Raw genomic sequence first — 11,782 nt, forward strand, 5'->3', positions numbered from 1 at the left:
TGGCAGCCGCGCGAAGTGCGGGATAAAATGCACGCATGAAAGCCCTCTTCCTGCTCCTGCTGGCGCTGCTGGCAGGTCACAGTGCGCTGGCGGCCCCACCCTGGCGCGCCGACAACGGCCCGCCCGCGTGGCAGGCCGAGGCGGCGCCACCGCATCGCCTGCGCGACCTGCGCCTGCGCGAGGCGGTGGAGCGCGGCGAGCTGACGCGCGAAGAGGCGCGTGCGCTGAAACGGCTGCGCCGCTGGCATTACCTGTCGCCGGATGAGGACGGCGCCGGACGCGGCCCGCGCCATGAGCGGCGCGACCCGCCGCCGCCGCGCCACCAGCGCTGGCGCCAGCAGCAGGACGCCGAACGCGACTAGGCCGGGACAGCGATACCAGGAAAAGGTTGGCCGCAACACCGCGAGGGTGCTGCGGCCAAACTTGTTTTGGGCGGCCGTTTTGTCTCCGGCCTGCGTCACCTCTCGCCCGCCCGCTCCCCGTCCGCCTCCGCTAGCACGCCGGCCTGCCGCCGGCAGGCGCCGGGGGGGAGGCCGAAGCGGCGGCGGAACAGCTTGCCCAGATAGCTGCTGTCGGCCGCGCCTACTTCGTCCGCCAGCGTGGCCAGGCTGTGTGGCGAGTTCAGCAGCCGCCAGCGCACGTGCTGCAGCCGCATCTCCAGCCAGTAGTCGCTGGCGCTCATGCCGTGGCCGGCGTGGAACAGCCGGTCCAGCTGCCGGCGGCTGATGCCCACCGCCCGTGCCAGCCGCTCGATGTGGTGCGGGCCGGCCAGCCAGTCGCGCATCTGGGCGATGGCCCGCTCCAGCGGGCCGCTGTCGCGCGCGGCACCGTCCAGCGAGCGCAGCGCGTGCCGGCTGCCGCGGCTGTCGTCCACCAGCATGTCGGCCAGCCCCTTCAGCGCCCGCTCCCGGCCGCTGTGACGGCCGAGCAGCGCCACGGCGAGGTCGATGGCGGCGGTGCCGCCGGCGCAACTCAGGCGCGCGCCGTCCTGCAGGTACAGCGCCTCCGGCTCCAGCCGCACGCGCGGAAAGCTGGCCTGGAATTCGGCGACGTGGCGCCAGTGCACCGCCACGCGGTAGCCGTCCAGCAGGCCGCAGGCGGCCAGCAGGAAACACGCGTTGTCGATGCTGACCAGCTTCACGCCGCGTGCCGCGATGCCGCGCAGCAGCGATTGGCAGCCGGGCGCCAGCGCGCTCATGGCGCCGGCCTGACGGCTGCCGAACAGCACCAGGTAGTCGTAGTCGCCGGGGTCGAGCTCGGCCAGCGCGTGCTCCGCCTGCAGCAGCGCGCCGCAGCTGGCGCGGATGCTGCCCGCGGCGAGGCCGGCGATGGTCCAGCGGCAGTAGCGCTGGCGGCTGTAGTCCTCGTCGTCGGCGCTGAAGCGCAGCTTGTCGAGAAAGCCGGCAAACGGCAGCAGCGCGAAATCCGGCAAGGGCAGCAGCAGGAAGCGTACGTCGGAGACGTCGGGCGGGGTCATGTCCGTATAACACCGTAAAATGGCCAGAAGTTACCGTTGATTGTCGCGCGTGACGGCTACACTGGCCATATCTTTTCACGGAGTACGCGGCATGAATCCCGATACCTGGTTGCTGTATTGCGGAGCCACGCTGGGCCTGGCGCTGACACCGGGGCCGAACAGCCTGCTGGCGCTGACGCACGGGGCGCTGTACGGCACCCGTCACACGCTGTTCACCATTGCCGGCGGCGTGGCCGGCTTTTGCTGCCTGATCGCGCTGGCCATGTTCGGCCTGGGCATGCTGCTGCAGGCGTCATCGCTCGCCTTGCCGCTGTTGAAGTGGCTGGGCGCCGCCTACCTGCTGTGGCTGGGCTGGCAGCTGTGGCGGGCACCACCCCTGCGGCCGGAGGCGGCGGGCGGGCCGCCGCGCCCAGGCCGGGCCAGCCTGTTCCGCCAGGGCTGGCTGACGGCGCTGTCCAACCCCAAGGTGCTGCTGTTCTACGGCGCCTTCCTGCCGCCCTTCGTCGATCCGCAGCGCGCCTTGCTGCCGCAGTTCCTGCTGCTGACGCTGACCTATGCCGTCATCGAGTTTGGCGTGGAGCTGCTGCTGGCGCGGCTGGCCGGCCGCATCCGCCCGTGGCTGGCGCACAGCGGGCAGCACTTCAACCGCGTGTGCGCCGGACTGTTCGTGCTGATCGCCGCCTGCCTGCCGCTGGCCGGCTAGCGCCGCGTCGTCTCGCAGCAACAAAAAAGGTTGGCCGCATCGCTGCGGCCAACCTTTTTGCCATCTGGACGGAGGGGTGCTCAGGGCAGCAGGATGATGGAGCCGGTGGTGCGCCGCGCTTCCAGGTCGGTGTGCGCCTGCGCCGCGTCGGCCAGTGCGTAGCGCGCCGACGGCTGCACCTTCACCGCGCCGGCGCCGATGCGCTCGAACAGCGCCGCGGCGCTGGCTTCCAGCTCGGCGCGGGTGGCCACGTAGTCGCCCAGGCGCGGGCGGGTGAAGAACAGCGAGCCCTTCTGCGTCAGCAGCAGCGGCGCGAACGGCGGCACTGCGCCGGAGGCGTTGCCGAAGCTGACGAACATGCCGCGCGGCGCGAGGCAGTCCAGCGACATCTCGAAGGTGTCCTTGCCCACCGAGTCGTACACCACCGGCACGCCGCGACCACCGGTCAGCTCGCGCACCCGCGCCACCACGTCTTCCTCGCGGTAGTTGATGACGTGGGCGCAGCCGAGCGAGCGTGCGAGGTCAGCCTTGGCGTCGGAGCCGACGGTGCCGATCACCTTCACCCCCAGCGAGCTGAGCCACTGCACCGCGATCTGGCCGACGCCGCCGGCGGCGGCGTGCCACAGCACCGTCTGGCCGGGCTGCACCGGGTAGGTGCGGCGGATCAGGTACTCCACGGTCATGCCCTGCAGCATCGCGCAGGCGGCGCTCTCGTCGCCGATGTCGTCCGGCAGCTTCACCAGCAGCGCCGCCGGCATGGCGCGCCACTGGCTGTAGGCGCCCTGCGCTCCGCCGGCGTAGGCGACGCGGTCGCCGACCTTCAGCTGGCCGACGCCGTCGCCGACCGCCTCCACCACGCCGGCGGCCTCGGAGCCGAGCCCGGACGGCAGTGGCAGCGGATACAGGCCGCTGCGGTAGTAGGTGTCGATGAAGTTGACGCCGATGGCGGTGTGGCGCAGCAGCACTTCGCCGGCGGCCGGCACGGGGATGGCGGCGTCTTCGGCGCGCAGGACGTCGGGGCCGCCGCAGTGCGGCAGGCGGATGGTCAGGTTCATGGAGCCTCCGGAAGCGTGGGATCGGTAACAGCGGCAGTGTGCCGCAAAGCGCGCGCTGGGCGGGGGAACACAGTGTTCCTTAGCGTGCGGCCTGGCGGCGGTAGTAGTCGTCGACAAAGCGCACGACGCCTGGCAGCAGCTGCGGCCACGCCTGCAGGCGGTGGTCGTCGCCGCTCAGTACCAGCTGGCGCGCGCCGGCGTAGTGGCGCACCGCCTCGCGCCAGTCCAGCACCTCGTCGGCCGTGCCCAGCAGCAGGAAGTAGCGCGCCGGCGTCAGCCGCGGCGGGCGCATCGCCACCAGTTCGGCCATGTGCTGCCGGGTCAGCCGGTAGTCCTCGCCGGTGTACGGGTTGTGCAGGGGGCCGAGGAAGTGCTGCAGCTCGCGCTCCGGCCGGATCGCCGGGTTGATCAGCACCGCCGGCAGCCGGTAGCGCTCGGCGAGCGCGGTGGCGTAGAAGCCGCCCAGCGAGCTGCCGATCAGCGCCGTCGGCTGCTGCTGCTCGACCAGCAACTGCAGCTGCCGCATCGCCTCGGCCGGGTACGGCGACAGCTGCGGGCACAGCAGCTGGCCGGCATCCGGGTGTCGCTGCAGCCAGGCGGCGGTCTCGCGCGCCTTCAGCGATTGCGGACCGGACTGGAAACCGTGCAGGTAGAGATAACGCTGGTTCATGGCACCTGGTAAGGCTTGAGGCGGGCGGCCAGCACGCCCTGCTGCTGCAGGGTGCGGATCGCGTGGTTGAGGCTGGCGGGCGCCAGGCGCGAGCGGCGCGACAGCGCACAGCTGAGCGGCATGCGCGACAGTACCAGCGGCTGCAGCCGCACCTGGCGCGCTTCGCGCAGATTGTTTTTCAGCCACCAGGCAAAGCTCAGCTCGTCGACCACCGCGACATCGACCACGCCGCTGGCGGCGGCGCGCAGTTGCAGATTGCCCTGCTGCTGGTCGATGCGCTGCGCGCCGTGGGCAAAGGCGTGCTCCAGCGCCGGGTAGTGGTAGCCGATCACGGTGCCGATGCGGCGGCCGTTAAGCTGGCCGAGCGAGGTGATGCGCTCGCTCAGGCTGAGCGGCGACACGAAACGCTCCACCTGCTCGGTCAGCGGCAGCGACCAGTGGAAGCGCTCCGGCGCCTCCCACCATGCGGGGTTGGTGTTGCACACCATGTCGATCTGGCCGTTCTGCAGGTAGCTGTCCAGGCGCTTGCGCGCCAGCGGCAGGTACTCTACGCGCTGGCCGAGCTGGTGGGCGATGCTGTCCAGCAGGTCCTTCCACACGCCACCGTCCAGCTGCAGGCGCGGGCTGTAGGAGAAGATCATCGACGGCGCGGCGTCGTTTTCGGTGACGCCGACGGTGAGGGGGTCGTCGTCGGCGGTGGCCGTCAGGGCCACGGCCAGCAGGCACAGCGCGCCGGCCAGCCGTTGCGGCCAACGTTTAGCGGTTTTTCCATTCATAACGGTCAAGGATACGCCGGATGCTGCCATTTTGTTCCATCTCGGCGATGGCCTGGTCGAGCCGGCTCTCGCTGTAGCGGCTGCCCGGCGACACCGCGCAACGCGTCGGCATCGACGACACCACCAGCGGATGCAGGCGCAGGTTGGCCGCCTGTGCCGGGTTGGCGCGCGCCCAGGCGCTCATTTCCAGCTCGGAATTGATCACCACGTCGACCATGCCGGTCTGCAGTGCGCGCATCAGGAGCGGCAGCCGCGGCTGGTTGACGCGGGTGGCGCGCTGGCCCTGCCACAGCGGCTCCACCGTGCTGTAGTGGTAGCCGCCGATCACGCCGATGCGCTGGCCGGCCAGCTCGTCGACGCTGTCGATGGTGCGCGGGTGCGGCTTCAGCGACATCACCCGCTCCACCTGCGGGTAGAATTCGCGCGTCCAGCCGACGCGCGAGGCGCCGACGTACCACGCCGGGTTGGTGTTGCACACGATGTCGATGCTGCCGCTGTCGATGGCCAGCTCCACCCGCTTGCGCGATACCACGATGAACTCCACCGGTGCCTTCAGCGTGCGCCCCAGCTCCTCGCCCAGCTCCTTGGACAGCCCGCCGACCAGCTGGCTGCCGGCCAACACCACGATGGGGGCGGAGTCGGAGTCGGCGACGCCGATGCGCAACGCCGGTGCCGCCTGGGCACCGGCGGCCAACAGGACGGCTGCGGCGATGGTTAGCACCGGAAGTGTGGTTTTCATATGAAGCACCAGCCTGATGGTTATAAATGCTCGATCTAAGGATTCGATCTCGCTGCCGCGTGCGCAATGTTAAGATAACCGGCTCCGCACCTACGTAGTTTTACTTAAAAAAGCCGCCTTTGCCATGTCAAAAATTGCCCAGCACGCCGTCTACGATTTGCTCGCCCGCCGCATCCTGATCCTGGATGGCGGCATGGGAACCATGATCCAGCGCCACAAGCTGGAAGAGGCGGACTACCGCGGCGAGCGTTTCCAGGACTGGCCGCGTGACGTGAAGGGCAATAACGACCTGCTGGTGCTGACCCAGCCGCAGATCATCGCCGGCATCCACCAGGCCTATCTCGATGCCGGTGCCGACATCATCGAGACCAACAGCTTCAACGCCACCGCCATCGCCATGGCCGACTACGGCATGGAAGAACTGGTATGGGAGCTGAACTTTGCCGCCGCCAAGCTGGTAAAAGAGCTGTGCGTGGCGACGACGGCGGCCAACCCGGACAAGCCGCGCTTCTGTGCCGGCGTGCTCGGCCCCACCAGCCGCACCTGCAGCATCAGCCCGGATGTGAACGATCCGGGCTACCGCAACGTGACCTTCGACGAGCTGGTGGAAACCTACAGCGAGGCCATCGACGGTCTGGTACAGGGCGGTGCGGACTTCCTGCTGGTGGAAACCATTTTTGACACGCTGAACGCCAAGGCGGCGGTGTTCGCCATCCACAAGTATTTCGACGAGCGCCCGGATGTGGCGCGGCTGCCGATCATGGTGTCCGGCACCATTACCGACCAGTCCGGCCGCACCCTTACCGGCCAGACCACCGAGGCGTTCTACAACTCGCTGTCGCACGCCGATGCCATGAGCTTCGGCCTGAACTGCGCGCTGGGCCCGGACCTGCTGCGCCCGTACGTGGAAGAAATGTCGCGCATTTCCGCCACCTATGTATCGGTACACGCCAACGCCGGTCTGCCCAACCCGCTGGCGCCCACCGGCTACGACCTCACGCCGGAAGACATGGCGCCGCAGGTGCGCGAGTGGGCGGAAGCCGGGCTGGTGAACATCATCGGCGGCTGCTGCGGCACCACGCCGGAGCACATCGCTGCCATCTACCAGGCGGTGAAAGACCTGCCGCCGCGCCCGCTGCCGCAGATCGAGCCCAAGTGCCGGCTGTCCGGGCTGGAGCCGTTCAATATCGGCGACCACGACCTGTTCGTGAACGTGGGCGAACGCACCAACGTGACCGGCTCCAAGGCGTTTGCCAAGCTGATTCTCAACGGCGACTACGCCACTGCGCTGGATGTGGCGCGGCAGCAGGTGGAAAACGGTGCGCAGGTGATCGACATCAACATGGACGAGGGCATGCTGGACGCCCACGCCGCCATGGTGCGCTTCCTCAACCTGATCGCCGCCGAGCCGGACATCAGCCGCGTGCCGATCATGATCGACAGCTCGAAATGGGAGGTGATCGAGGCTGGGCTGAAGTGCATCCAGGGCAAGGGCATCGTCAACTCCATCTCGATGAAGGAAGGCCGCGACAAGTTCGTCGAGCAGGCGCGCCTGGTGCGCCGCTACGGCGCGGCGGTGATCGTGATGGCCTTCGACGAGGTCGGCCAGGCCGATACCTTCGCCCGCAAGATCGAAATCTGCGAAAAGAGCTACCGCATCCTGGTGGACGAGGTGGGCTTCCCGCCGGAAGACATCATCTTCGACCCCAACATCTTCGCGGTGGCCACCGGTATCGAGGAACACGCCCGCTACGGCCTGGACTTCATCGAGGCCACCGGCTGGATCAAGCAACATCTGCCGCACGCCAAGATTTCCGGCGGCGTATCCAACGTGTCGTTCTCGTTCCGCGGCAACAACAAGGTGCGCGAGGCGATCCACGCCGTGTTCCTGTACCACGCCATCCAGCGCGGCATGACCATGGGCATCGTCAACGCCGGCGCGCTGGAGGTGTATGACGAGGTGGACGCCGAGCTGCGCGACCGCATCGAGGACGTGGTGCTGATGCGGCCAACGTCTGACGGTTCCGACGTTACCGAAAACCTGATCGCGCTGGCGGAGAAGTTCAAGGGCGACGCGGTGGCCGGCAAGCAGGGCGAAGACCTGGCCTGGCGCGAGCTGCCGGTGGAAAAACGGCTGGAACACGCGCTGATCAAGGGCATCACCACCTACATCACCGAAGACACCGAAGAAGTACGCCTGAAGTCCGAGCGCCCGATCCACGTGATCGAAGGCCCGCTGATGGACGGCATGAACGTGGTCGGCGACCTGTTCGGCGCCGGCAAGATGTTCCTGCCGCAGGTGGTGAAGTCGGCGCGCGTGATGAAGGCCGCCGTCGCCCACCTGGAGCCGTTCATCGAGGAAGAAAAAATCCGCATGGGCCTGCAGGACGCGCCGGCCAAGGGCGTGATCATCATGGCCACGGTGAAGGGCGACGTGCACGACATCGGCAAGAACATCGTCGGCGTGGTGCTGCGCTGTAACAACTACAAGGTGATCGACCTGGGCGTGATGGTGCCGTGCCAGAAGATTCTGGACGCCGCCATCGAGCACAAGGCCGACATCATCGGCCTGTCCGGCCTGATTACACCGTCGCTGGAAGAAATGAGCCACGTGGCCAAGGAGATGCAGCGCCAGGGCTTCGACATCCCGCTGCTGATCGGCGGCGCCACCACCAGCCGCGTGCACACCGCGGTGAAGATCGCACCGCACTACCAGGGCCCGGTGATCTACGTGCCGGATGCCAGCCGCGCGGTGGGCGTGTGCTCCAACCTGCTGTCCGACACCCTGCGCGACCCGTTTGTAAAAGAAGTGGCCGACGACTACGCCCGCGCGCGCGCCATCTTCGAAGGCCGCGGCGATGCCAAGCTGCTGCCGATCAATGAAGCAAGGGCGCAGCGCCACCAGATCGACTGGGCCGGCTACACCCCGCCGACGCCGAAATGGCTGGGCGTGCGCCGCTTCGAACAATACGATCTGGCCGAGATCGCCCGCTTCATCGACTGGACGCCGTTCTTCCAGAGCTGGGAGCTGGCCGGCCGCTTCCCGGCGATTCTGGACGACGACATCGTCGGCGAATCCGCCCGCGCGCTGTGGGCAGATGCGCAGGCCATGCTCAAACAGATCATCGACGAAAAGTGGCTGAGCGCCAACGCGGTGATCGGCCTGTTCCCGGCGCGCAGCGTGGACGTGGACGACATCGAGATTCTGGACCCGGACAGCCGCGCACCGCTGATGACCTGGGTGGGCTTGCGCCAGCAGCTGGTGAAGACCGACAAGGACGGCAACAAGAACCCGGACTGGGCACTGGCCGACTTCATCGCCCCGGCCGACAGCGGCGTGGCCGACTACATCGGCGCCTTCGCGGTGACCGGCGGCCTGGGTATCGACCCGCATGTGGCCCGCTTCGAAGCAGCCAACGACGACTACTCGGCGATTCTGCTCAAGGCGCTGGCCGACCGCTTTGCCGAAGCGTTTGCCGAGCTGATGCACAAGCGCGTGCGCACCGAGTTCTGGGGCTATGCCGCCGACGAGACGCTGGATAACGAGGCGCTGATCGACGAGAAGTACGTGGGCATCCGCCCGGCGCCAGGTTACCCGGCCTGCCCGGACCACACCGTGAAGCGCGAGCTGTTCGAGCTGTTGGGCGCCCCGGCCATCGGCATGACCCTCACCGAGGGCTACGCCATGCTGCCGACCGCGGCGGTGTCCGGCTTCTACTTCAGCCACCCGGACAGTCGCTACTTCGGCATCGGCAAGATCAGCCGCGACCAGGTGGAAAGCTACGCGCAACGCCGCGGCGTCAGCCAGCAGCAGGCCGAGCGCGACCTCGCGCCGAACCTGGGTTACAACGCCTGATCATGGCCGGCCATTTCGCCCGTCCCCGCTTGCGCCGCCTGCTGACGGCGGCGCTGCTGTGGCTGGCGTTGCCGGCGCAGGCGGTGGAAATGGCGGCGATGCCGATACTGCAGGTAGCGCTGGGCGAGAACAAGCCGCCGTACATCATCGCCGACGAATCCCGCGGCATCGAGTACGAGCTGGTCAGCAGCGTGCTGCGCGCGGCCGGCTACCAGCCGAGAATCCTGCTGCTGCCCAACCAGCGCGCGCAGCAGTCGCTGGCCGACGGCCGCATCGACGCGGCCATCTCCAATGACGGCCCGTTCGTGTCCGAGCCCTACATCGCCTACCGCAATATGGCGATCACGCTGTGCCAGCGCCACCTGCAGCTGAAACACATCGCCGAGCTGGGCCAGTACCGGGTGGCGGCCTTCCACAATGCGCAGCGCTTTCTCGGCGCCGAGTTCGCGGCGATGGCCAGGAGCAACCCCGAGTACGTCGAGTCGTCGCCGCAGCCCATCCTCAACAACCTGCTGTTCACCGGCCGCACCGACGTGGTGATCTCCGACCTGTACATCTTCCTGCACTTCGCGCAGCAGCCGGACGTGCCGCTGAACAACCGCCAGCCGCTGTGCACCCACGCGCTGTTCCCGCCGACGCAGTACGCGCTGTCGTTCCGCGATCCGCGCGTGCGCGACCGCTTCAACAAGGCGTTGCAGCAGCAGGCGCAGGCCGGGCTGTACCAGGCGCTGGCGCTACGCTACCGCCTGCCGGGGCAGAGCCAGCCGCTGTTCCGCCCGCAGCCGGCGGGCAGCGGTGCCTTGCGGCCAACCCTGGGCGCCGGCTGAGCCGCGCGGCGACAAGTCCCTGTTTCTGTAGCATAATCGCTCCCTTTTTTCGCCAGCGTGCCGCGCCGTGCGCCGGCCGTCCAGCCTTCCCTTGCCTGTTTCTTTTGCCGCCGCCTGCCGGCGCATACCCTGTTGCGGAGTAGCGTGTTGACCAAAATGACCCCGTCGGCGATCAAGACCGACTTCTTCAGCGGCATCACCGTGGCGCTGGCACTGGTGCCGGAGGCGATCGCCTTCGCGCTGGTCGCCCACGTCAGCCCGCTGACCGGGCTGTATGCCGCCTTTTTCCTGTGCCTGATCAGCGCCAGCTTCGGCGGCCGTCCAGGCATGATCTCCGGCGCCACCGGCGCGCTGGCGGTGGTGATGGTGTCCATCGTTACCCAGTACGGCGTGGAGTACCTGTACGCCAGCGTGGTGTTGATGGGCGTGCTGCAGCTGCTGTTCGGTGTGTTCAAGCTCGGCAAGTTCATCCGCATGGTGCCGCACTCGGTGATGCTGGGCTTCGTCAACGGCCTGGCGCTGGTGATGACGGTGGCGCAGGCCGGTCACTTCAAGAGCGGCGGCCAGTGGCTGCCGGCGCCGCAGCTGGCGGTGATGGCGGCGCTGACGGTGCTGACCATGGCCATCATCTACCTGCTGCCGCGCCTCAGCCGCGCGCTGCCGGCGGCGCTGGTGGCGATCCTGATCGTGGCCGGCGTGGTGGCCGGTTTCGGTATCGACACCAAGACCGTCGGCGACATGGGTTCCATCGCCGGCGGCCTGCCGCAGTTCCACCTGCCGCAGGTGCCGCTGACGCTGGACACGCTCTACATCATCCTGCCGTACTCGCTGGTGCTGGCCGCCATCGGCCTGCTGGAATCGCTGCTGACGCTGAACCTGATCGACGACATCACCGACAGCCGCGGCCAGCCCAACCGCGAGGCGCTGGCACAGGGCGGCGGCAACGTGGTGGCCGGCCTGTTCGCCACCATGGGCGGCTGCGTGCTGATCGGGCAGAGCATGATCAACATCAACAACGGTGCCCGCCACCGCCTGTCCGGCATCGTCGCCGCGCTGTTCCTGCTTGGCTTCATCCTGTTCCTGGCACCGTGGATCGAGCAGATCCCGCTGGCGGCGCTGGTCGGGCTGATGCTGGTGGTGTCGCAGAAGACCTTCGCCTGGGGCAGCCTGCAGGCGCTGCGCAGGATCCCGCGCCAGGACGCGATCATCGTGGTCGGCGTGACGCTGATCACCGTGCTAACCGATCTGGCGGTGGCGGTGCTGTGCGGCGTGGTGTTTGCCGCGCTGGTGTTCGCCTGGCAGCACGCCAAGACCATCCGCGTCACAACCCGCACCGACGCGCAGGGCTGGAAGGTGTACGAGCTGGAAGGCAGCCTGTTCTTCGCCTCGGCGGCCAACTTCAGCGAGCTGTTCGCGCCGAAGAGCGACCCCGAGCACGTGGTGATCGAATTCCGCCGCGCGCGGGTGGTCGATCATTCGGCCGTCGAGGCCATCGACGCGCTGGCCGCGCGCTACCAGCAGGCCGGCAAGACGCTGCACCTGCGTCATCTGAGCCCGGACTGCCTGGAGCTGCTGGACAAGGCCAAGGGCATGGTGGAGGTGAACCGGTTCGAGGACCCGCACTACCACATCGCCGACAACCGGCTGGGCTGAGGCCGTCGCCGCAAAGAAAAACCGCC

The 11,782-nt window shown here is 68.2% G+C and carries 10 protein-coding genes; 5 read left to right on the forward strand and 5 right to left on the reverse strand.

Annotation, left to right across the window (positions count from 1 at the left end; genetic code table 11):
• Positions 1 to 35: 35 nt before the first annotated feature.
• A complete protein-coding gene (locus PQU96_RS03305) occupies positions 36 to 362 on the forward strand; it encodes a hypothetical protein (RefSeq protein ID WP_272770828.1) in 327 nt (108 codons plus the stop codon).
• A 95-nt stretch (positions 363 to 457) separates the two neighbouring features.
• Here the strand turns inward: PQU96_RS03305 and PQU96_RS03310 are convergent, their stop codons facing one another.
• Entirely contained in the window at positions 458 to 1,477 is a 1,020-nt protein-coding gene (locus PQU96_RS03310; RefSeq protein ID WP_272770829.1) for a GlxA family transcriptional regulator, read from the reverse strand.
• 91 nt (positions 1,478 to 1,568) lie between these two features.
• On the opposite strand from PQU96_RS03310, the gene PQU96_RS03315 reads away from it, so the two are divergent.
• Positions 1,569 to 2,180, forward strand: a complete 612-nt coding sequence (locus tag PQU96_RS03315) for a LysE family translocator (RefSeq protein ID WP_272770830.1) — start codon at positions 1,569 to 1,571, stop codon at positions 2,178 to 2,180.
• An 80-nt stretch (positions 2,181 to 2,260) separates the two neighbouring features.
• Here PQU96_RS03315 and PQU96_RS03320 read toward each other — a convergent pair whose 3' ends face one another.
• The 4 genes from PQU96_RS03320 to PQU96_RS03335 form a co-directional block, all read right to left on the reverse strand.
• The gene (locus PQU96_RS03320) at positions 2,261 to 3,235 is read right to left on the reverse strand and encodes a quinone oxidoreductase family protein (RefSeq protein ID WP_272770831.1); all 975 of its coding nucleotides are present in this window, start codon (positions 3,233 to 3,235) and stop codon (positions 2,261 to 2,263) included.
• A gap of 79 nt (positions 3,236 to 3,314) precedes the next feature.
• On the reverse strand, positions 3,315 to 3,905 hold the full coding sequence (locus PQU96_RS03325; protein ID WP_272770832.1) for a YqiA/YcfP family alpha/beta fold hydrolase: 591 nt from the start codon (positions 3,903 to 3,905) through the stop codon (positions 3,315 to 3,317).
• Positions 3,902 to 4,681, reverse strand: coding sequence for a substrate-binding periplasmic protein (locus PQU96_RS03330; protein ID WP_272770833.1), 780 nt, complete (start codon positions 4,679 to 4,681; stop codon positions 3,902 to 3,904). Before PQU96_RS03330 ends, PQU96_RS03325 begins: the two co-directional genes overlap by 4 nt.
• The gene (locus tag PQU96_RS03335) at positions 4,662 to 5,420 is read right to left on the reverse strand and encodes a substrate-binding periplasmic protein (RefSeq protein WP_272770834.1); all 759 of its coding nucleotides are present in this window, start codon (positions 5,418 to 5,420) and stop codon (positions 4,662 to 4,664) included. The genes PQU96_RS03330 and PQU96_RS03335 overlap by 20 nt, the downstream gene beginning before the upstream one ends.
• A 124-nt stretch (positions 5,421 to 5,544) precedes the next feature.
• Here PQU96_RS03335 and metH point away from each other — a divergent pair, with 124 nt between their 5' ends.
• The 3 genes from metH to PQU96_RS03350 all read left to right on the forward strand — a co-directional run bounded on the left by metH (position 5,545) and on the right by PQU96_RS03350 (position 11,756).
• A complete protein-coding gene (metH, locus tag PQU96_RS03340; RefSeq protein WP_272770835.1) occupies positions 5,545 to 9,276 on the forward strand; it encodes a methionine synthase in 3,732 nt (1,243 codons plus the stop codon).
• Between the two features lie 2 nt (positions 9,277 to 9,278).
• Entirely contained in the window at positions 9,279 to 10,103 is an 825-nt protein-coding gene (locus PQU96_RS03345; protein ID WP_272770836.1) for a substrate-binding periplasmic protein, read from the forward strand.
• Positions 10,104 to 10,259: 156 nt separating this feature from the next.
• Positions 10,260 to 11,756 (forward strand): SulP family inorganic anion transporter, encoded by a 1,497-nt coding sequence (locus tag PQU96_RS03350; protein ID WP_272771112.1) that lies wholly within the window; start codon positions 10,260 to 10,262, stop codon positions 11,754 to 11,756.
• Positions 11,757 to 11,782: the final 26 nt, after the last annotated feature.

Origin of the sequence: Vogesella margarita, assembly GCF_028548475.1 — a bacterium.
GTDB classification, from domain to species: domain Bacteria; phylum Pseudomonadota; class Gammaproteobacteria; order Burkholderiales; family Chromobacteriaceae; genus Vogesella; species Vogesella margarita.